19 protein-coding genes and 1 CRISPR repeat array (1 of these 20 cut by a window edge) are annotated in these 22,535 nt (G+C 40.3%); of the genes, 1 reads left to right on the top strand and 18 read right to left on the bottom strand.

Annotated features, from left to right (window positions below; all coding sequences use genetic code 11):
• Positions 1-35: a CRISPR direct-repeat array (repeat unit 35 nt; unit sequence GTCGCAATCCTCACTAAAATTGGATAGTTTCTAAC); it begins 1,248 nt to the left of the window's first position.
• 235 nt (positions 36-270) lie between these two features.
• From IPL35_12785 to IPL35_12820, 8 genes are all read right to left on the bottom strand, one after another.
• Entirely contained in the window at positions 271-396 is a 126-nt protein-coding gene (locus IPL35_12785) for a hypothetical protein (GenBank protein MBK8444227.1), read from the bottom strand.
• The gene (locus tag IPL35_12790; protein MBK8444228.1) at positions 393-1,058 is read right to left on the bottom strand and encodes a hypothetical protein; all 666 of its coding nucleotides are present in this window, start codon (positions 1,056-1,058) and stop codon (positions 393-395) included. The genes IPL35_12785 and IPL35_12790 overlap by 4 nt, the downstream gene beginning before the upstream one ends.
• 229 nt (positions 1,059-1,287) lie before the next feature.
• Positions 1,288-2,214, bottom strand: coding sequence for a glycosyltransferase (locus IPL35_12795; GenBank protein MBK8444229.1), 927 nt, complete (start codon positions 2,212-2,214; stop codon positions 1,288-1,290).
• A gap of 23 nt (positions 2,215-2,237) precedes the next feature.
• On the bottom strand, positions 2,238-3,206 hold the full coding sequence (locus IPL35_12800; protein MBK8444230.1) for a glycosyltransferase family 2 protein: 969 nt from the start codon (positions 3,204-3,206) through the stop codon (positions 2,238-2,240).
• Between the two features lie 261 nt (positions 3,207-3,467).
• Positions 3,468-4,727, bottom strand: a complete 1,260-nt coding sequence (locus IPL35_12805) for a glycosyltransferase (GenBank protein MBK8444231.1) — start codon at positions 4,725-4,727, stop codon at positions 3,468-3,470.
• Between the two features lie 32 nt (positions 4,728-4,759).
• Positions 4,760-6,091, bottom strand: a complete 1,332-nt coding sequence (locus IPL35_12810) for an oligosaccharide flippase family protein (GenBank protein ID MBK8444232.1) — start codon at positions 6,089-6,091, stop codon at positions 4,760-4,762.
• A 512-nt stretch (positions 6,092-6,603) separates the two neighbouring features.
• On the bottom strand, positions 6,604-7,179 hold the full coding sequence (locus tag IPL35_12815) for a DUF4468 domain-containing protein (GenBank protein ID MBK8444233.1): 576 nt from the start codon (positions 7,177-7,179) through the stop codon (positions 6,604-6,606).
• Positions 7,180-7,650: 471 nt separating this feature from the next.
• Positions 7,651-8,709 carry a branched-chain amino acid aminotransferase gene (locus IPL35_12820; GenBank protein MBK8444234.1) on the bottom strand — a complete coding sequence of 353 codons (1,059 nt, stop codon included), beginning with the start codon at positions 8,707-8,709 and terminating at the stop codon, positions 7,651-7,653.
• Positions 8,710-9,053: 344 nt separating this feature from the next.
• On the opposite strand from IPL35_12820, the gene recN reads away from it, so the two are divergent.
• The gene (gene recN / locus IPL35_12825; GenBank protein ID MBK8444235.1) at positions 9,054-10,676 is read left to right on the top strand and encodes a DNA repair protein RecN; all 1,623 of its coding nucleotides are present in this window, start codon (positions 9,054-9,056) and stop codon (positions 10,674-10,676) included.
• Positions 10,677-10,841: 165 nt separating this feature from the next.
• Here the strand turns inward: recN and IPL35_12830 are convergent, their stop codons facing one another.
• From IPL35_12830 to IPL35_12875, 10 genes are all read right to left on the bottom strand, one after another.
• On the bottom strand, positions 10,842-12,149 hold the full coding sequence (locus tag IPL35_12830; protein ID MBK8444236.1) for an O-antigen ligase family protein: 1,308 nt from the start codon (positions 12,147-12,149) through the stop codon (positions 10,842-10,844).
• Positions 12,150-12,155: 6 nt separating this feature from the next.
• On the bottom strand, positions 12,156-12,809 hold the full coding sequence (locus tag IPL35_12835) for a glycosyltransferase family 4 protein (protein ID MBK8444237.1): 654 nt from the start codon (positions 12,807-12,809) through the stop codon (positions 12,156-12,158).
• 38 nt (positions 12,810-12,847) lie between these two features.
• The gene (locus IPL35_12840) at positions 12,848-13,273 is read right to left on the bottom strand and encodes a glycosyltransferase (protein ID MBK8444238.1); all 426 of its coding nucleotides are present in this window, start codon (positions 13,271-13,273) and stop codon (positions 12,848-12,850) included.
• Complete coding sequence (locus tag IPL35_12845) at positions 13,249-14,460, bottom strand: oligosaccharide flippase family protein (GenBank protein MBK8444239.1); 1,212 nt, start codon at positions 14,458-14,460, stop codon at positions 13,249-13,251. Before IPL35_12845 ends, IPL35_12840 begins: the two co-directional genes overlap by 25 nt.
• Before the next feature lie 5 nt (positions 14,461-14,465).
• Positions 14,466-16,661: a hypothetical protein gene (locus IPL35_12850; GenBank protein ID MBK8444240.1), complete on the bottom strand. Its 2,196-nt coding sequence runs from the start codon at positions 16,659-16,661 to the stop codon at positions 14,466-14,468.
• A gap of 29 nt (positions 16,662-16,690) precedes the next feature.
• Positions 16,691-17,440 carry a polysaccharide biosynthesis/export family protein gene (locus IPL35_12855; protein ID MBK8444241.1) on the bottom strand — a complete coding sequence of 250 codons (750 nt, stop codon included), beginning with the start codon at positions 17,438-17,440 and terminating at the stop codon, positions 16,691-16,693.
• Between the two features lie 4 nt (positions 17,441-17,444).
• Positions 17,445-17,816 (bottom strand): response regulator, encoded by a 372-nt coding sequence (locus IPL35_12860; protein ID MBK8444242.1) that lies wholly within the window; start codon positions 17,814-17,816, stop codon positions 17,445-17,447.
• Between the two features lie 1,231 nt (positions 17,817-19,047).
• Positions 19,048-20,883, bottom strand: a complete 1,836-nt coding sequence (locus IPL35_12865) for an ASPIC/UnbV domain-containing protein (GenBank protein MBK8444243.1) — start codon at positions 20,881-20,883, stop codon at positions 19,048-19,050.
• Entirely contained in the window at positions 20,849-21,412 is a 564-nt protein-coding gene (locus IPL35_12870) for a VCBS repeat-containing protein (protein MBK8444244.1), read from the bottom strand. The genes IPL35_12865 and IPL35_12870 overlap by 35 nt, the downstream gene beginning before the upstream one ends.
• Positions 21,413-22,495 (bottom strand): VCBS repeat-containing protein, encoded by a 1,083-nt coding sequence (locus IPL35_12875; GenBank protein ID MBK8444245.1) that lies wholly within the window; start codon positions 22,493-22,495, stop codon positions 21,413-21,415.
• Positions 22,496-22,535: the final 40 nt, after the last annotated feature.

Genomic DNA, 22,535 nt, shown 5'->3' on the forward strand with positions numbered 1-22,535 from the left:
GTCGCAATCCTCACTAAAATTGGATAGTTTCTAACCCTTGTTTAATTATAAGTATTTGATTATCAATTTTTTAAGCTTATTTTTGCTGTACTCCAAAATGGCATTTCTTTTAAATAAGGTATTTTTACAATGTGTTTTTAACCCTTTTTAAGCTAAAAAATAAGCACCCAAACAGGCTGTAAAAAAACATCCATGTCTATCACCTTTTCGCCCACACAAATACTTTTCTTCAACTGCTTCTCGCTCACATGTAAAAGTATAAAAGTTTTTTTAACAATAGCATCTTCCTGTGTAATTTTTTTTTTCAATTTCTTTCAAAAGCTCTTTCATTAGCTTGCTTTGCTCGGTATTGTTCACAAAAACCGATTTTTGCCAGCGTTCAAAACCATATTCTATAAGTTTTTTTGCAGCACGCCAAAGCCGTGACTCACTGCTTTGCCCAACCCCAGCGGCACGGGCAAAGCAATATTGCTCTCAAAATCTATCTCAAAAGCTATTATTTTCACACCGTGATACGAGCAAGTCCTGCTGCCGCGCAAATCTGTAATGCGGGCTTCGCTGCGTTGCTCGCTTTTGGCACCAAAACCAATGAGCAAGGACACCACGTTGGCATTGAGGATTTGGTTGAGGCGGGCAATGCGGGTTTGGAGGTCTGGCGTTGCCTGCCAAAATTCGTAGTTGGCTTGGTTGAGGGCTTGCCAATTGCACAAGCGATAAGAAAAATACCCTTCGCTGCTGTAGCTAAAAATATGGGTGCTTTCGTGCTGCTCCACTATTTGCAAAGTGGTGGTTTTGCCGTCCATCACAAAGGGCTTGCTGAGGTCGAGGTTTTGGAGGGCGGCGGCGGCATCTTGTGCGGCTACTATGCCGGCTCTGCCCTGCTCGGAGCGGTATTGCACGAGGGGGTAGCGATAGCGGTAGCTGTCGGCACTGTGGAGGTGGTTGTGAAAATGTGGGTACTCGCGCCCTATCCACTCAATAAAAGCACTGCGAAAAGCAGGAATACGCGGCGGTGCCAAAGCTAAGTTGAAATATACTTGAGTCAAGTGGATAGTCATAGGCTATTAGGTAGTATTTGGTTTTGAATAATGGTTTTTTAGTTAAATGTTTTTCAATAACTGGTGCTGAAATCAGATAAAGTATGCGTATAAAACTAATCAATATTATTGTTTTTTCTTTGCGGCTCTGCGACTTTGCGGTTAGTATCTTTTTTTCACCGCTAAGGCACTAAGGCGCAATTTTTTTTTATGAAACCCACTATTATTAATAATGTGTTTTTTGATTTTTTTATTTCTTGGAAAAAAACAGCATACTTTTCAGCTTCTGTAGCAGTCCTTTCTTTTTGCGGTAGGTATTTTTGTTTAAATCAACAGGCGGATAGCCGCGCTCTTGCAGCCACTCATTGAAAAGGTCGTACATCTGTTGTATGTGGTTTTCTAAAAAATCTTTGTCGTGAAGTTGGTGTATCCAGTTGTTGCCGTGTATGCGGTAATATGCCAAAGGCTCGTAGAGCGTCACCGTTTCGCCATAAAACACCGACAAGCGCGACACGCGCACATCTACACAGGTTTCGTCGTAGCGGTCGGGTACGCGCAAAGGCATCACCTGCTCCAAAAAAGTGCGGCTCGCACATAAGCCGCTCGTGAGCGCAAACAAACGAAATAGATTGTGATGCTGGAGAATATGCGGCAGCAGGTTTCCGTTGGTGATGTCGGGTGGCAGCAGGTGCGGCGGGCGCAACTGCGGCAGGTGTAGCCCTTCGCCGTTTACTTCCTGCATCGGGTGCTGCACCAAAGAGGCACGCGGATTGGCGGCAAAGGCAGCGACTATTTTTTCTATTTTTTGCGGCGCAAAATAATCATCACTGTCCAAAAGGCATACAATATCGCCTTTGCTCCGCCGATATGCCTCGTTGATAGCATTTATCTGATTGAGCCGCGAAGGTGCGCCGAAGTTTTTTTTCGGGTTAATAAAAATGATTTTATCGCCAAAACGCTCAATCACCTCCACCGAATTGTCCGTAGAGCCGTCATCATACACAATAATTTCTGTGTTTTGATACGTTTGTTGCAGCACCGACTCTATGCACTGCTGCACAAAGGGGGCATAATTGTAATTGGAAATTAAAACCGAAACCAAAGGCGAAGCGGCAGCCATATTATGATATAAATTCTGGTATAAAATGTGGTGGTGGTGAAAATAAAGCAGCGGCAAAAATACGATTTTTTAAAAGAGTGCTATTTGTTTTTTACCATTGCAAATACCTTTGACTTCACAATGCGCCAAACGGCTTTGGTGTCGTAGGCGGCAATATGGCGCAAAAGTAACCATTGTTGGCGTTGTGATAATTGCGCTTGCAGGAGGGTTTTTTTCCAAAAATGAAGGATAAAAAACCGCGCCCTTGCCCGATTGCGCCGCGCCGCCGGAAAACGCCTTTCGGTATAGGTTTGTATGTCGCAAAATTCGCGCACATAATCGCCGTTTCGCAGGGCGGTGGTGCGGGCGGTGTGCGTGTGCTGACGAAAATAGTTGAGTTCTTCGGCGATAAAAACCACTTGCGTATGCGCCAGCAACTGAATCCAAAAGAGCCAGTCGCCCATTAATTTCCAGGCGGTAAAAGGAGCAGAAGCGTCTAAACTACCCAAACATGATTTTTTAAATAACACCGCTCCCGCATTCGGAATGGTATTGGAATAAGAAGTGTAAATAATATATTCTTCACCCTGCCGCACAAAATTGCGCAGCCATATATTTTCAGGAAAAATTTTGTTCAGATACTTGTCCTTGAAAGAATACAGTATATCGCCGCACTCATCAACGGCATAGGACTGCGTAAATACGACCCCCGCTTCGGGGTGTTCGGCGAAGGCGGCGAGGCATTTTTCTAAAAAAAGCGGGTGTGCAAAATCATCGCTTTCGGCAATCCAGATATAAGTGCCGCGTGCCGCCTCAAAACCTTTTTGCCATTGCTTAAAGGGGCTGCCGCTGTTGTGCTCGTTGAAGATGCAGGTGATTTTGTCGGGAAAACGCAGCGCATAGTCGTTGATGATGTCGCGCGAGTGGTCGGGTGAGGCATCGTCTAATACTATCAGCTCTATATCTTGTGTGCTTTGCTCCAAAATACTGTCCAAGCGTTGCGCCAAATAGTTGGCGTGGCGATAATTGGGTACAATGACGGAAACCAAAGGAGCAGTAGCGGCGGGCATTTTTTTAATATCTTTTCGTTGTTTTTTGCAGAAAACTCTGTACAAAGGTGCAAATTTGCTAAATTTTTCTGACGAAATTCAGGGAAAGGCTTTTTATTTGGTAGTGTTTAGTTTTGAATGATTAGTTATTGGTTAAGGGCATTATTTTCAATTTATTATATCGTTGATTATCATTCAATGTTTTAATATTGCCTTTATTTTATATCTTCAATTATTATTAATTATTGTGTCATTATTTCAGGGCGGGTCAAAAAAGGAAGATTAAGTTTCGGATAACTGCGCCGTATTTTTAATATGCAGTTCAATAATATCCCACAGCCGCTGTACCCGTTGTTGCCACGAATGTAGGGCGGCGATATTGCGGCGTAGTTGTTGTTGCTTTTCGCTGTTGTGGGTGAGGGCGTGGCGCACCGCCTCCAAAAATTGCTCCCGCGTATCGGCGAGCGTTGCTACCTCCCGAAAATCCAGTATTTCCTCCGAAAAATTGCTGCTCACCACCGGCAAACCCGCCGCCAAATACTCGTTTATTTTCAAAGGATAAATGCTTTCGGTGAGGCGATTTTTGAGAAAAGGAATAATGGCGCAATGCGCCGCTTGCAAGTAGGCGGGCAATGCTGCTTGCGGTTTGGCATCTAATAATTTCACATTTTTATACTGCCGCAACGAATCGTCGGCTTTTTTCTCTTCGCCAATCAGTACAAACAGGCAATCGGGCAATTGCTGTATCAAAAATATAAGCAGGTCGTAATCCAAACGCAGCGTACTCAAATTTCCGGTATAAATAATCACGCGGCGTTGTTCGTGTTGCAATTCCGGCGGTGCGGCGGTCGGTGTGCGGTGCGGCGCAAAAAGCTCTGTGTTCACGCCACTGGGCAAATAATGCGCACGACGTGCTCCTTTTTCTTCCAACAGCCGACACAGTTGCCGCGAAGTAGCCAATACCAAAGGATATTGCCGCAGGGCTTCGCGCTCCAAACGCACCCCGTGGCGTGCAATATAAGCCTCCTGACTAATATCATCGCTGCAATGATAAATACGCAGCAAAGGCGCGGGAACAAGCGAAGCAGGAAAGCGGCGATAATAAAAGGGATTAAAAGAATTGATAAAGATATAATGCTGAATACCAAAATCCGACAAAAGCCGCTGCAACGCCGAAAACACAAGTTGTTCATTGATTTGAGAAAGTTTATCGTACAAAACTCCTTCGGGCAAAAAATTCAAAGGAACTACACTGGGTGGAGTAACGGCGACAAAATTGGGCGGACATTGCGGCACTTGACGATACAGCGGGCGGCGAAACAACAAGGCTTGGCGGCGTTGCTGAATGGCAGGGCTGCCGAAATGCCGTATTACATCTTTAAATGTAAAAGGATTATCTATATAAAATACTTTATGCTGCTGTGCCAGTACTTTGGCTATAGAAAAAATAGAAGAGGAATAAAAACCGTCCCAACGCGATAATGGAGCGATGACGAAAGCTGCATTTTTTAATATCGGAAGCGTGACAGACGAATAAGACATCAAGGAAAAAGAAAAATTTTCTCAGTTCTTTTTTATTTAGCGGATTTAAAGCGTAAAGATAAATAATTACTTAAATAATGATAACCCAATTTATAAAAATACCCAATATAGTAAAAGGAATTTAGGGCATTGATTTTATAAAAACGATGTAAAAAATATTGATTGTAGCAGAAAATAATAATTTGGGCAATAAATGTGCCGATAATTACGCCATAAATATCGTAGAGCGGAACGAAAATAAGTAAACTTGTAGTAATAAGAATGGCACTGGTGAGTACAAATAAAAAATTGATATGAGGTTTGCCGTTGGAGTCGAGAATAGTGCCGCACTGCCGCGAAAACGGGTACAAAATAGAAAAAGGCAAACTCCACAACAAAATAGGCACAGAATCCACATATTTGGGGCTGGCAATGAGAATAACGATTTGCTTGGCAAAAAGTATGACGATAATCAAAGCGGGTAAAATCATTGCCAAAATCGCTCCCACCGACTTTTCATACATTTCTTTGATGCCCTTTACATCTTTGGTCGCCGATAACTTGGCACTTTGCGGATACACCACTGTCGCCGCCGCCATAGAAGGCACATCTAACAACTGAATAATCCGCATGGCTACATCATACACACTCACCGCCGACAACTGGCTCACCGTTGCCAAAATCATTTTATCTACATTTTTGAATATCATCGCACACAGGTTCGTGCCGAATACATATTTGCCGAAATGCAATAATTCACTCACCCAACGCTTGGACACTTGTTTTGCCATTTTCAAATAAGGCTTCGCCCACATATAAGAAAGTGCTGCCGCTAAGGTAGTTGTAAATGCCTGCACTGCTGCCAATATCACCATGTTTACTTTCCAGTGAAATATATACAAAAGCAATATATATACAAAAAACAAACCACGCCTTACTACATTTCCCCAAAAAATTCCCTTAAAATCCATATTGGCTTGTTGTATGTAATTAAACTGCGACAATGGCATAAAGGCGATGGTGGTGATGATATATACCCAAAACATCGGACGCAACACGGGAGTAGCCCATAAATTCGGAAGTATGGCGGCGCAGATAAGCACCACTACAACGCTCAAAGCTGTCAGCAAGCCGTTGATATACCACGAAGCACGCGAAATTTCTCCATATTCGGAAGTGCCGGCAGTAGGAGTGAGGTAGGTGAGTAGCGCATTTTGTATCATACCCGAGCGCGCCACTTCAATGGAGGCGCACACCATAAAAAACAAAACCCACGCTGCATATTCTTCTTTGCTCGTGCATCTCAACAGCAAATACATCCAGGCAAATCCGAAAAACGTACCCGACAATCCATCTAATAAAGACAACATCTGGAGTGTATCCAATATTTTTTTTCGGTAGTCATTGAGCAAATAAGTAATAAAACAAAATTGTAGTTATATTTTAGATTTTGTGCTATCAGGGTAGTTCTTTTTAGTTTTTCAAAAGAGTCTTGAGTATTAAAAGATAGGTAATAGTTACTTGTCTTTTTTATATCTAAAAATTTATACTTTTTTGACTTAAATAGTTGAGCCTATTTAGTTTATATTGTTTTTAATAAAAATATACTATTGAGATATAATAATTTATAATTTTTTGAGTAAATCATAAATAAATGTGTTCAAGTACTTATTACTTAATTTTGGGCAGTTCCTACAAATACGAAGTGTTGATGAGAAAGAAGTCTGTAAATTACCATTTTCTATGTCTTGTATTTCTGTTTTTATCGTTTGTATTATCGTTTTACTGTTCATGAAACCTAAATTTTAGCTTAACCACTAACTTTTATGGTACAAAACCTACTTCAAATTAAGCCAAAACCCGACACATTTCCAAACTATTGTTAGTAGTTCGTTTTTTACCAATCATCTTTTTTACTTGGTATTAATTCCGATTTCAAAAAACTTTCTAAATCCTTATTTAAACCATTAAAAGTTGAATGGAAAGCATATGGGAATGATTTAAACGTTGACTTAATCTCTCCGTTTTCTTTAAAATAAATTTTTCCAATATCTCCATCAATTGGAAAATCAGACCAGCCACCTGATAAATATTGAGTAGGTGCGGTATACTGTTCAACTCTTATTACATCAAATTTATACCTTCCATCTTTAAAAGAAATTTCAATTTGATACCTCACATCAAAACAATGTAAAATGCCTAAGGATTTTATACATAACATATTTGATTTAAAACCTTCAATACGAATGTAATCATTTTCTATTTGTGCTTTTATTACTTCTTTTGGATTTTTATAAGCTGTAGAAACCCAATCTATAGTTTTTTTGTACAAGTCAGATTGTGTTTTTCCTTCGCAACTTATGACAACATAATCTGTAAATCCTTCTTTTGTAAATTTAAATTCAGTTTCTTGGCTAAGACACAAATTTGTAACTGAAACAGTTAGTAATAATACATAAAGAATTTTTTTCATGATTTATTTTTAATTTTATTTTGCAGTAAATTTTTAAGTTTAGATTATTGCCCAAAATCCCATTAAGCAATATGGGATTTTATTTCGGAAGCGTTCAAATCTTCTTTTTTAAATCAAAAAATTTACCTTTTAAGTAATAAGACAAAATTAATGCTATGGTTAGGTTTTTGCTATAGCGTAAGTTCTTTTTTAGTTTTTATAAAGAATTTTGAGTATCAAAAGATAGGTAACAATATTTATCTTAATTTTTTATATGCAAAAATTTTTACTTTTTTGACTTGTCTAATAAGAAGAATTAAAGCAGACAAATTTGAGAAAAATTACTGAATAATAAAAGCAGCCTTATGAGTCGTTTGAACGGCATTAAGTTTTTTGAAAAAAAGATTCTGAAAAAAAACAGTCTTGACATAACCCGTGCGGTGCAGATGCCAAGACTGTTTTTTTATGTATTCGTTTATTTTATAGTATAAATTATATTTTTTCTATCCAGCCGAATTTGTCGGCGGCTTGTCCTTTTTTTATAGCGATAAAACGCTCTTTTATCGCCACCGAAGGGCGACCCGCAATTGGCGGCAACTGAATGAGCTTATCTTTATAGCCCAAAGTACTTACATGCGTCAGCACGGCGGCAGTTCCCGCTCCGAAGCAATCCTGCAAAGTGCCTTTATCGGCAGCTTCCAATATCTCGCTGATACTCAAAGGGCGTTCTTCTACTTTGTAGCCTTCATCTTTAAACAATTCTATCAAAGATTTGCGTGTGATGCCCTCCAAAATAGTGCCGTCCAATTCGGGCGTAACCACTTTGCCATCAATGATAAAAAAGATATTCATCGTACCTGCTTCTTCCAAATAAGTATGTGTGTCGGCATCTGTCCATAGCACTTGGTCGTAGCCTTTTTGCTTTGCCAAATAAGTAGGATACAAAGCACCGCCGTAGTTACCTGCTGCTTTTGCCGAGCCGATACCGCCTTTGCAAGCGCGGGAGTATTCGGTTTCTATATATACTTTGATACCGCCCGAATAATAAGCACCTACTGGACAAGTGATAATAATAAAACGATAGGTATCCGAAGCACGCACGCCGAGCATTGGGTCGGTGGCAAACATCACCGGACGAATATACAACGCTGCACCTTCGCCGGTGGGAATCCAATCTGAGTCTAAATGCAATAACTCTCTCAATCCGTCCATAAAAACATCTTCGGGAAGTGCGGGCATTTGCAAACGCCAAGCCGAATGATTGAAGCGTTTGAAATTTTCCAAAGGACGAAACAAATAGATATTGCCGGCGGCATCTTTTTCAGCTTTCATACCTTCAAAAAAAGCCTGCCCGTAGTGCAAAGCAGACATCGCCGGACTAAATTCCATATTGCCGTAAGGAACTATCTGCGCCTCTTGCCATTGTCCATTATCATAATCCGCATATAACATGTGGTCAGAAAAAACCTTTCCGAAAGGAACATTATTTATATCAACTTCCGGTAATCGGGAATAGGTGGTTTTTTGAATGGAAATGGGAGGCATAAGCATAGTCAAAGAGCAATTAAATTGTTATAAAAAATATAAAATCTGCGACAAAGATACGATTTTTTGTAAATATTTCATGTTTGAATTTTAATAAAAAAGGCAGAGGCTGTATTAAAATGATAGAATATATCGGTATTTGAGGAAAAAAAACATAGCAGGTGCGCTACGACATTATACTTTTTTAAAATCAAATTATTTTTTTTAACCTTTGTATGTCAAAAAAAGTTTTTTATGTTATTCAAACAGATTTGTGCATATTTTTTGTAGGATAATTTTATAAAAATCAAGTACCTTTATCGTATTATGTTGCAACGCCTTTTTAAAAAAATTATGCCCTTATAGAAGAGTTGGATTTGTATTTTTCCGACCATCTCACCATTATTACCGGCGAAACCGGAGCAGGAAAATCTATTTTGCTGGGTGCTTTGGGCTTAATTTTAGGCAAACGCGCTGATACTTCTGTATTGTTCAACAACAGTGGCAAATGTGTGGTAGAAGCTACTTTTGACATCAGCGACTATCAATTGGAAGCGGTTTTTGAAGAGGAGGATTTGGACTTTGCCCTACTCACCACCATTCGCCGCGAAATTACGGCTTCGGGGAACTCCCGCGCTTTTATCAATGATACGCCCACCAATCTTGCCACCCTCAAGCGCATCGCCGACCGCCTCATCAGTTTGCACGCCCAACACCAAACCCTGCAACTCAGCAACAGCGATTATCAGTTGTATATGTTGGATAGCTTTGCCAATCTGCTGCCACAGTGCGAGCAGTTTGCCACCGACTACCAACAATATCGCCGCCAATGCCGCCGTTTGGAGCAATTGCGCAGCGAACAAACACAACTGTTGCGCGAAGCCGATTTTATTGATTTTCAACTACAGGAATTAGAAGCCGCCCATCTGAATGATGAACAGGAGCAGGAGCAGCTGCAACAACAACTCAAACAACTGACACACGTTGAGAGCATCAAAAAAAATATGCTCGACCTCGCCGATACCCTCGCTGCCAATGAAATGTCGGTATTGAGTCAATTAAACCGTCTGCTCAAAAACATCAACTCCATTCGCAACTTGGGCGATGATTATGAAAACATAGCCAAAAGCCTCGAAAGTATATTGATTGAACTGAAAGAAATAGCTCACGAAGCCGATTCTTTGGAGGAGGCGGTGGAATACAATCCACAAAAAACTCAGCAAATACAAGAGCGTTTGGATATGCTGCAACGCCTTCAGAGCAAGCACGGCGTGGATTCTGTTGCCGACCTCAAAGCCGTTTGTGCGGATTTAACCGAAAAAAGACACGCCATTCAACATTCCGGTAGCGAAATTCAGGCGATAGAAAAGGAAATAACACGATGTTATGCGCCTTTGCTCCAACAAGCCCGACAACTCTCTGCATTGCGCCAACAACAGGCGGTGCTGTTGCAAGCAAAAATACAGGAACGATTGGCAGCAATGGCGATGCCCGATGCGCGTGTACAAATTCAGGTGGAAACGCTGCCCGAAGCCGAACTTTACGAAAGCGGCTTAGATGTGGTGTCTTTGCTGTTTGCCGCCAACAAAGGCAGCGAGTTGATAGAATTGCGCAAAGTAGCCTCCGGCGGCGAATTGTCGCGGCTGATGCTCGCCATACAAGCCCTGCTCGCCGACAGCAGCGAGTTGCCCACACTTATTTTTGATGAAATAGATACGGGAATTTCGGGAGAGGTTGCCAAAAAAGTAAGCACCGTATTGCGCGAAATAGCCGAACGCCACCAACTGCTGTGCATTACACACCTGCCACAGATTGCGAGTGCCGGCAATGAGCATTTGTTGGTGTATAAAGAAAAACACAGCGACAAAACCTTTACACGGGTGCGCCGCCTGCCCGCCGAAGACCGCATCGTAGAAATTGCCCAAATGCTCAGTGGCATACCGCCCGGCAGCAGTGCCATTGAAAATGCCAAAGAATTGTTGGGGGTGAGTTGAGGTGATTTTTTAGATAAAATTTAAAGCCAATGGTTTTTTAAAAAAAACACATGCTTCTGTTTTTATAGTTGAATAAATAAGAATAGATTATAAAGCACTTATAATCAATTTTTTGTATTTAAAAATGTAACACTTGGAATGTTTTTAAATAATCCTTTATCTTTTTTAAGATATAAGCGGTACTTTTTCTATTCTGCCCGTTTTTAATAAATGAAAACGCTGTTTTTTTGTCAATACCTCATTCGGTTGAAATGAAATATATAAAATAATCATTTGATAAAACAAAATGCTGTAGTTGGATTCGCCGAAGATGCCAAACTCCGTAAATGAATTGATAAGAAGTGGAATGAAAATACAAAGTAGCATCAGTTTTTTTTCTGCATTCTCTCTCATAATACCGCGAAAAGTAAAAATCAGCTGGAACACCACCACCGTAATACCCACCAAGCCGAGATTCATCAATACTTGCATAAAGGTATTGTGTGTCATTTTGCCGGGGTAGGTGTGCGTACTCTGAAAATATTCCTTATAATCAATCCGCATAAACCCAAAACCCAGATAAGGCTCACGCACCAAACCTTCGTTGATGAGGGCTTGCCAAAAAGGTAAGCGACCCGTGAGCGTTAGCACTTCTTCCATACGCGCGGGGTCGCCGTCTTTTAATACTACTTTATAGATGGCAACAGGAGCAAGCAGCAGCAAGGCGACCAAGGCGACAAGGGCGAATTTTTTTTGCTCGGATTGTAATATATGAAAAGCGATAATGAGCAAAGCTCCAATGAGTGAGGAGCGCGAACCCGTAGCATATAAACCGTAAAATAATATGGCTAATTTTGCAAATGTTTGCCATTTTTTATGATTTCGGCGTATATCAAACATCAAACCCGCCACGCCTACACCCGCCAGCATACCAAGTTCGTTGGGATTCATCATATAGCCGCCGAGCCGCGCTTCTTCGCCTCCATTCGTCATACGATAAAATACATCAGGACTGAGCCACATACCCGCCACAAAAATAAGAATGAGTATAAAAGCACTGTTGCCCAATAAGTTGTACAATTTTATGGTATGATGTGGAAAAAACTCATCAAGCAGATATAAACTCTTCACAAAGAAAAAACAAAATACCAAAGTTTGGGAAGTCATAAACCACTGCAAAGCACTGTAGCCCACATTGGTACTCCACATAAAAGAAGCAAAACCCAACAAAAGATATAAACCATAAAAAATGACGGACAATACATTATTGGACTTAAGATTATCGGCAGCACCATAGCGGATAATGCGATGATACACATACCACGATGCCGACAACATTCCCATACGCCCCACTACTTTAATGGCTCTCGTGATGGCGATATTTTCACTCCATGTAAAAAAACAGGCAATCATCAGCAAAAGAATAATGAGCAACTGACGGTCGGTTTTTCTTAAAAATTCGGAATGATTTTTATCTAAAAACTTTAAATACATCTTCTTTTATTGGTATAAGTCATCATATTTGTCCACCAATATGTGCCACGAAAACATTTCGCTCAACATTTTTTTTGCCCCTTCGGCATATAGTACAACTTTATCGGTGCTTGCATAATCATCATAAATTTGTTGCATTGCCCGAACCAATTCCGCCACATTATTATCCGCCACCGCAATGCCGCACCCAAAATGGCTCACATACTCTGCCACATTGGTGGCTTGCGTAACGATGACAGGCACTCCGAAAACCGCAGCTTCCAAGACGGCAGTTGGCAGCCCTTCATTTCGCGAAGGGTGCGAAAATAGGTGCATCTGGCTGATGAGTTCGTCTTTTTCCTGACCGAACTTTTTTCCCCACAATATCACATTATTCAGTTTTTTTTCTTTGATAAAATTTTCAAGATATGCCTTGCCTTCGCCATCGCCAATTATCCATAATCGGGCGGCAGGCTGCTTTTTTTGAAATGTCTCAAAGGCAGCCATCAATAAATCCAGCCCTTTTGTGTACACATCTAATCTGCCCACAAATCCGATAATAAAAGCTTCGTTTTCTGAAAAAGAACGCTTGGGAATTATTGTGGCGTTATAGTTGTAATTGAATCCATAAGGCAATAAAAATGAGTGGGCAGTGGGAGATAATTTGCCGAGACCCTTCACTTCGCTTGCACCGATGGAGTGTACTTTGTGTGCATTTTTTAAAAGATATTTTTCAAACAGAAGAAAATATATTTTTTGGTGAATTTGCTGCGGCGCATAGCCACTTCGTTGTAAGCACCGTGCGGCGTAAGTACATATTTGATGCGATGACGAGAAAAAATACCGGCGAGGCTGCCAAAAACAGGAATCCAGCCGCCGTGCAGATGAAAAACCGCCTTCTCTTTATGCTCAATAATGGCTTGTTTGAGTGTTTTGTCCACCGCAAACGGAAATCGCGCTGCCTGAAACAGGCGTGTTTTAAAGTTTCTTTCAGGATAATCAGGTATAGGATTGGCAGTGATGCCCCACACTTGCACTTTTTTTCCGGCTTTCGTTTGCTCACTCGCCATCTGGTACACCACCTTGTTTACACCGTTGAGTCGGTCGGGGTTGGCTTTTCCTAATACGATATGAATGATTTCCATACGCTGATGTTTTTAAAATATAAAATAGTAATCCAGTAAGCTGTTACAATAACCTGTGAACCCGTCAGCCCGACTATAACACCGTATAAACCGAAGGAAGACAAGAGCCAGTGCGAAGAAGCCAAAGCAAAAGCCAAGCTCAGAAGATAGGCATAAAAAAAATGATTGTTAAATTGTAAAGCCCTGAAAATAAAACGAATGGGTTGGCTTATCAAAATAAAAACATACAACAAACACAGCCCTTGCACCACATAGCCATAGTCGGCATATTCGTTGCCGCCGACAATGATTAATATTTTTTTTGCGAAAAGAAAAGTAAGTATCAGCAAAGGCAAAAAAATCCAAACCAATTTATAGTTTACGCTGCGCAGATAGCGCATACCTTCGGCAGGGTTTTGGTGTAGGCGGTTTGCGGTTTGCGGCAACACATAATTTTCAAAAGACTGGAGCAATATATTTAAAATCCCAAAAAGAGATTGAGCCAAGCGCAATGCGCCCAATGCTGCCGTTCCCAAATAAATGCCCGCCGCTACTACAAATAAATTCCCCGCCCACCATTGGCTCAAAGCCGTAAAAAACAACCATTTGCCTGTTTGGAGGTGCAAGGTTGTATAGTGTTTGAAGGAGGTGATTTTTATAAAAAAAGGTTGTAATAGAAAAATAATTATGAACAGTGACACTGCGTATGCAACCGCAAAATAGCCCAACATGGTGTTAATGTCTTTGAGTGCTTTGCTGCGGAAGGTAAAAAATGCGAGCACCAAACAAAGCGCAGTGATAACATCAAGCCATAAAGCGGCAGCGGTTTTGCTGGAAGCTAAAAGTATTTTTCTGCCAAAATCGTTTATCACAAAACCGAAAGCAAAAACCAACAAAGCGGGCGCACAGGCAATACCAAACAGACTACAAAAAATACTTGCTCCTGTCAAAACAAGCATCATTAAAATTATTTGCCACCAAAAAACAAAACTTATATAACGCGAAGACGACATATCGGGCGCAACCTGAAATACCTGAATACTCCACGCACCGATAGCACTCACCGCCAAATATATCATAAGAATATAGGCAGAATAAACACCAAAGGCGGCAGCATCTAAATAACGGGCAATCAGGAGGGTCAGTAAAAAATTTGCCCCACTGAAAACCGCCTGATCCGCCAATACCTGATATTTTTGTAAATTCATCGCTTTCATTTTTGAGTAGTATTCTTTTTGATGCAATGAAATAAACCAATTACGGTTTGTACCGTTTCTTTCAAAAAACTCGGGTGATAACCCACACGATTGAGCGCGAAATGTACGGCAGGAAGTGCGTATTCTTCTTTGAGCAGATCCACTTCGTTTATTCTTTTTGCGGAGGTGAGGCGAGTATCTATGCACACTACATTCAGTTGGGCGATTGCCATCAGAGCTAAGGTGTAGGGTGCGCCAAAGTTTGAGTTGCTGATGATAGTGCGGTCAAAATTTTTGCTTTGTTGTTGTATGTTTTCCTGAATGGCTTCGGTGGTTTTAAATGACATCTTTGCGGCATCTATTACCATAGAAGTATGTTGTTCGTTCAAGGTATTGAGTGTATAATAATCGGCGGCGGCGGTGTTTTCACCAAATTCCACCGTTAATATTTTTCTGCCCTGCCTGATAAGCGACTGAATTGTTTGTTGGGCAATAAAAGCTGCTCCTTCAGACGGGTGGTAGCCCGTAAAATTGATGATGCCCTGTGGAGGCAGCATTTTTTTTACTTGCCATTGCGTGAGTGTGGTGAGAAAAAATCTTTCTTTTTCGGTTTGGTTTTTCAGTTTCGGTACGGCTGCTATAAGCGGTATCATAGAGCGCGATTCAATGCTTGAAACATCGTTGACTTTTGCCCGCAGACTATGAATGAGGAATATGAGTATAATGCCGCCGAGCAAGCCCAATATCACAGAAACACCCTTGATAATAATGCGGTTGGGCGATATAGGTACGGTGCTGATTTCGGCAGGTGTGATAATGCGATGAAAAGCTACTTTGGCAGCTTTGGCTATATCGGCTTCTATTTTCTTTTGATTCAAAAAATTGTACGACTGCTGAAAAATCTCAAACTCTCTGTTGAGTTGGGTCATTACTTTTTCTTTTTCCGGCACGCGCACGAATACTTTTTCGGCTTCTTCAATGTCGTACACCAAATTGTCGTATTTAGATTGCAGATTTTTGCGTGTGTTTTTGATGCTTTCGTGAAAATAGGAAGAAATATCTTTTATTTTTTGGTCAATAGCGATTACTTTTTCGTGTTTGGGCGTGTATTCCAGCAACAAATCTTTTTTTTCGGCTTGTAATTCTTTTATTTTTTTAATCAATTCGGTGGACAGCAGGTCGGTAAAGGCTTCAAAATTGGGAGCTAAATCCAAAAAATTATCTTGTCCTTTTTCCATATATGTTTCTAATTCTTTAATGGCATCAAGGCTCATTTTTAAATTGGTTTGCTGCACCTTCATCTGCGCTATTTTTCTCAAATCGGTTTCTGTTTCTTGTTGAATATTCGTGATATTTTCCTGTTTGCGGTAGTCCAAAATAGCGGCTTCGCTGCCTACTAATTTGCTGCTGATTTCATGGATGCGAGCATCAAGAAACTGACTCGTAATATTTGCCGCGCTGTATTTGGTTTGGATATAATCTTCTATATAGGTTTGAGCTAAAACATTTGAAAATAAAGCGGCTTTTTCGGGGTTCGAAGATTTATAACTGATACGGATAACCGGTACATCTTTATCTACAGAACTTACATCTAAGTTTTTTTGAATTTCAGCGATTAACCTTTCTTCGCTTAAAAACACCACCCAATATTGGTCATTTATATGCAAATCGGGTCTTTTGCGCAGCAGTTCTTTGTTCAGAGCAACGACAAAAATGCTGTTGTCTGTTTTTATGGTATCGTTTGTGTTTGCTTCCTGTGTTATTCCCTGCGGATTGGTAATTATCAGCCGATTGGTATCTTTTATCTCAAGCAAAAAAGGTTTGTCCAAAAATTTTTCTTCTATCTGCAATTTGGATACCATCAGGGGCGCATCGTTAAAAAGTTCGGTATTTTTTAAATTTCCTTTTCTGGTTAATACCGTTTCAAAAGGAACTTTCTCTAAGGCTTTTTTGATGATGGTGTGCGATTTTATGAGTTCAATTTCTGCCTGAATTTTTTGAGTATTGGCAAATACATCAAGATTTTTGAACAAATTGCTGTTGGCGATGCCTTCGTTGTGGTCGGCTAATTTTATTTTTGCTGTACTTTCGTAGGTGGGGGTAGTATAGTTCAGATATTTGGCAGCGAGCAGATAGCCCATTATCATTGCTCCTGCAATGATGAACCAGCCGCGAAGATAAGGTCGCAAAAAATCAAATTGTGAACTACTCATAAAGCAATGATTTTAAAATTTTTTATTATTTAAAATAATCCCATAAAAATAGCTGCCGAAGTAAGAGCCGTAGAAAAAGGGATAATAGTTGAGATTCTCCGATCAAATTCTTTGTATTTTTTGGAGGGTATCACCACCACATCACCCGGATATAGGTTGATGTTACGCCGGAGCATATCGCCCGACTGCGTGAGATCCACATTGGCTACATACACGTGCTCGCCCATCTGCCGGAATATTTTCACAAATTTCGGATTGGCATAAAACTCCAAACCTTTGCAGCGTGCAATCATTTCGAGCAAAGTGTTTTTTTCTTTATCCACAAGAATTACCTGCGGGTCTCTCACTTCGCCCAATACGGTAATTTCGCGGTTGAGCACTTTTACATCTACCACCGGCACTTGTATCCATTCGCTGTAAAGCGTTTTGAGGGTATCTTTGAGCTGTATCAGGGTCATTTTTTCTACATAGAAAGTACCGATTTTCGGAATTTCAATATTGCCTGCCGCATCTACCAAAAGCCACTTGCCATATACTTCGTTGGAGTTGTAAATGCCATAAGCAGAACCCACGCTGAGGTCGTCTTGCCCCCAAACACTGATGGTAATTTTATCGTCTTTTCTGATATGATACTGATAATGAGGGTCGTTATAAAAAACACTGTCCAATGCTGCCACTGTATTGTCGGCTTGTTTATCTACAAAAAGATTACTCGTTTTGCAAGAAGAAAGCAACCCCAAAACACCCATCAGCATAGTAATAATGATATAGCTTCGCATACAATTAAAGATACTTGAATATGTTTTTCAATAAAGAGGGTTTGCGGGATTGGAGCAATTCTTTGACATCTTTAATTTTTACCAGCACATTTTTTATGTTGGAATGTAAGTCGGCATTTTTTTGTATGTAATCAAATGCGCCGTGTTTGAGCGTAGCCACTGCCGTTCCGATGTCTTCCTGAGCAGATACCATCACTACAAAAATATTGGGATTGTACCTTTTTATTTTTCGCAGCGTTTCGTAGCCCGAATACACGTCCATTTGATGATCTAAAAAAACAATTTCGGGCTGGAGGTGAATTTCTTGGAGGCAATCAACGCTGCTGTTGAAAGAATGAATGTTTTCGATGCCTTCTTCGGTCAATAACTGTTTCATGATTTCCAAATGGAAAATATCATCATCAACAATAAAAACGGGTTTATTATTTTTTTGCATGCTATTGTATTTTTATTACTTTGTTATTGGCGATACCAAATTTAAGCCAAATAAAAATAGTTTGATTTTTAATTATTTATGTATTTTTATTTTAAATATATGTTCCTTATAATGGAAACACTTGATGAATTGTAATAATAATTGTACTGTTTGTTTTCTTTATAACAATACTGAAATCATTTATTTACTGCGTACTCATTATATAAAATTACGCTAAGGTTCGCACACCAAAAAAGTACACCCATTTTGTCCGATTTTAGTATTAATTCCATTATGTACGAAATTTTTTCCACAAAAAAACAGAAAAGCTAACTACACCTACTAAAAATATAGGTGCAGCTAACTATTAATTAAGTCTTCCTACCAAAAAGCAAGGTAGTACCTACCAAAAAGGTAGGTGCACCTACGAAAAAGCTAAGTCTTCTTACCAAAAAGCAAGGTAGTACCTACCAAAAAGGTAGGTGCACCTACGAAAAAGCTAAGTCTTCTTACCAAAAAGCAAGGTACTACCTACCAAAAAGGTAGGAGTACCTACGAAAAAGCTAAGTCCTCCTACCTAAAAGGCAGGTGCACCTACCTAAAAGCTAAGTGAGGCTACCTAAACGCAATAACGAATACTAAAATCGCATAAAATATGCCTATAAGTAAAATAAATAAGTATTGATAATCAGATATTTATGTCAATTAAAAACTAATCACTAAAAACTAACCACTACTTACGGCAAATAATTTATGATGTTGGTGTTGTTGGCTTAAATATCGTTTTTGAACACGGATTCGACGGATTGAACGGGTTTTTCACGGATAAAAATCTGTGCTTATCTGCTCCATCTGTTTCATCTGTGTTCTGTTGTTTATAGGATAAAAGCAGGCGAACCTCAGCATATATGTTTCATCAATACGCAACAAACAAATCATTTCAGCATAGAAGCAGATAAAATATGTGTACACACTTTGGGCGGTAGAAATCCGACGTAGATGTATATGTGCTACTTTTTTAAAAAAAATAACCGCTGAGACATCTCTGCGTCAGCGGCTTCTTAACAATTAATACGTTTTTATTACGCTAAATGGGTTTTATCCTATTTTTTTTAAATAACCGCTGAGACATCTCTGCGTCAGCGGCTTCTTAACAATTAATACGTTTTTATTACGCTAAATGGGTTTTATTTTATTGTTTCACTATTTTTCCTGTATATTGATGCCCCTCTTTGTCGTAGCCTGTCAGATAATAAACACCTGCATCTAAAATGCCGATATGTGCAGTTATTTTATAATCTTCGGTGTTTTTGATTTCTGCCACCGGCGCACCTGTCCCATTGACAATGCGTATGGTGTGTAAGAGGGGGATTTCTTGCAGCATATTTCCGGTATCTCCTGCTATATTTACATAGTCAATAACAGGGTTTGGAAATATAATGAGGCTGCCGTTTTCAGAATTTCCTGTATATTTTATGGTATTAACTACTACATTGCTCATCAGGGGGTCTTCGTAATCAAAAGAAATCAATACGCTGTTTTCTATTTTTGTGCCTCCTTTTACGTCGGATCGCGGTCGGATACTGTAAATAAAAAACCCGTGACTACCGGCTTCGTTTTGGGTACTGTCGGGCAATTCTATATTGTTGAATACCACCCGAAGCATACCTTTGTCATCAATGCTGATGTCATAACCTTCGTGGCTCGCCGACTCTATTTTAAAAGAGCTCCAATCAAGATGAGGCGACAGGCGGTTTTCCAACACCACTCTGGAAGCATAATAGCTGCCCACATTCTGAAATCTGATATGATATTTCAAGGTTTGTTCCTTGGCGATAAATCCTTCCGCACCTTTACCTCTCGGCGTTACGAGTATATCATTGGGGTCAATAGCTCCAACAATATTTGCAGCAAATTCATAAGTATTATTTGTAATTCTCAAATCCTGACCATCTGCTGTAGTATAGCTGCTGAGTGTCACTTCATCACCTACCTTCAAGTCCAATGTCACCGAATCGCGGAGTTGGATATTCAAAAACGCTCCTGCTTTCATCGTGTCAATATACCAAAGGTAAGTATTCCCTATTTGAGCGTCCCACATTATATCCGCACTTTTGAGCACAATACCTTGCGGATAGGTGAGTTCTATTCGGGAGTTGATAGCATCTGCTGTACCAATGTTGGAGCACTGAACAACAGATTCACTCGCGAAGCCCCTGCGCCAGGCGGTGGTACCCGTGTTTATTTTCAAATCGTATCCGTTTTGAGATTTTACCAAAGGTAAATTTACATTGTAGATATTATTACTACCCAATACATCAATATTGACCGGACAGTTCAAATTCCAAAATTCGTTGCTTTCCAATTGAACGGAATAACTGCCTGCTGCTACTCCTATATTATAAATTCCGGCATAGCCACTGCTAAATTTAATATTGACGGGCGACAGGTTAAAATTCATTCCTTCTAATTTCATTTCTCCTTCGTTCCAAATGCAATTATTGTTATCATCGCTGAACGCAAAACCATTGACGCGATTGGCTGCTTCTTCTGTAAGTGTAATGAACTGGTTTGTTTGGATATTGCTGATGCTCTGTTTGTATCCCGAAGGCCACAGAACCTCTATTTTTTCTATGAGTGTGGCATCGCCAAGGCCAAAATGCTGCCTGAAACTATTTTGGCTGCCAAGTCCTGAAATGGGGTGATTTTGTCTGTATTGCCATTTGCCACCCGCCAATACAGCAATGCGTGCGCCAATTGCTTCGGGGTTGCTTACTACGCCCACGAGTTTTATATTTATCCAGTGTTTCCCGTTGGGTTTGCCGCAATAAAGATGATCTTCTTGTCCGCTGTGCGTGCTTATCATTACATCAAGGCTGCCGTCTTTATTATGGTCTGCCCACGCCTGTCCGCAATCCAGTCCCAAATCGGTGGCGATAGCCTCGTCCATTATCCGGTTAAAAGTGCCGTTTCCTGTATTGATATAAAGAAAATTAGGACTGGTCGTTGGTAACAAACAAATCCACATCGCCGTCATTGTCTATATCTATCCAATTCGCTCCGTGGCTGTGTCCGCCGTCTTGCACCGGTGCAATGCCTGTGATAGTCATAAAAGTGCCATCGCCGTTGTTTTTGTAGAGATTATTATTTTGGTTGGAGGCATTGCATACAAATAAATCGTGCCAACCGTCATTGTCATAGTCGCCCCAGGCAGCACCCACCGAATTATAAGCATCTGTGGAAAAGGGGGCAGCTGTTATTTTTTCAAACTGAAAATTGCCGATATTTTTAAATAAGCTGTTGGGGCGGTTATTTCCGTTGGGAATAAAAATATCCGTATCACCATCTTTGTCATAATCACAAAGAATGGGGGCTAAAGATTTTTCTGACTCTAAGGCTAAGGCGGAATTTTCTATTTTAGTAAAAGTTCCGTTGCCATTATTTTTATAAAGTTGATGAAAACGAGTTTCAAAAAAATTGGTCACTATCAAATCTACATAACCGTCTAAATTGAAATCGCACCAAGCTGCGCCTATGGGCGTATTGCGGATTGGCATCTAAACCTGCATTGGTGATTCTTTGAAAATTGCCGCTGCCCAAATTTTTATACAAAAAACCCGATGCGCGGTGGCATTGGTGATATATACATCTTTGAGTCCATCACGGTCGTAGTCTGCCCAAGTACTGTTTACCGATTTTGATGTGACACTCGAAATCAAACCGGAAACGAGCTGAAAGTTTGAATTTCCGCTATTATGATACAGCGAATTGGGGGCATTTTCTGATTTGTCGCAAATATAAAGGTCTTCCCAATTATCATTGTCGTAATCCACCCAAGCCGAACTCCAACTATTGGTATTGGTGTTTGTGAATGCTCCCATTCCGCAAGCGTCCATATAGGTATTTGACGAGCAATTGATGACGTTGATAACTGCCGACTGTGACAGGATAAATGTACCGTTATTTTCGCTGATTAAGCAAGTATAATTACCCGCATCTGTATTTAGTACGCCTGATTTAGTATAAATTGAAGAAGTAGCTCCTGCAATATTTACTCCTTCTTTTTTCCACTGATAATTTAAAGTACCGCCGTAAGCTGCCTGTGCTACTACCGAAAGTGTTAGCGTATTGCCTTCGCATACCGATTGAGTTTGCGGTTGCGTGATGATAACAGGCGGATTGGCGGCGGTGTTTGATGAGCCGCTGAAACCACACAAAGAGAATAATTCATTAGTTTGCGGATTTACGAACTCAATGGTATAAAACCCTGCGGTAGGTAAATTTTGCCCGTAGAAACAATAACTCACCCGTGTATTGCCATTTACTAATTCGGGTACAGAAGCGGGTCCGGCAACAACGTTGGAAAGGGTAGAGCCGATCCAAATACTTTTAATGGCGGGTGGGGCAGTGACAATTCCGTCAAATACAAAGCGGATATTACCTGTTTTAGATAATCCTGTGAAACCGGTGGCATAAGGAGTGCCGCTAAAGTTGGAAGCATAAGGAGTTCCATTTACATTCGGGCAATTGTTGGCTTGTCCATTGCCATTATTTCTGAAATCTATATATGGACAAGATTGTGATTGGGCTTGCAAAACTATCATTAGCCCCCCAAAAAACAAGTAAATTAATTGTTTCATAAGCTATGTTTTAGCCTTGAAGCAATCTATTGTTATGCCA

Source organism: Sphingobacteriales bacterium (assembly GCA_016711285.1).
Taxonomy (GTDB): Bacteria; Bacteroidota; Bacteroidia; order Chitinophagales; family UBA2359; genus JADJTG01.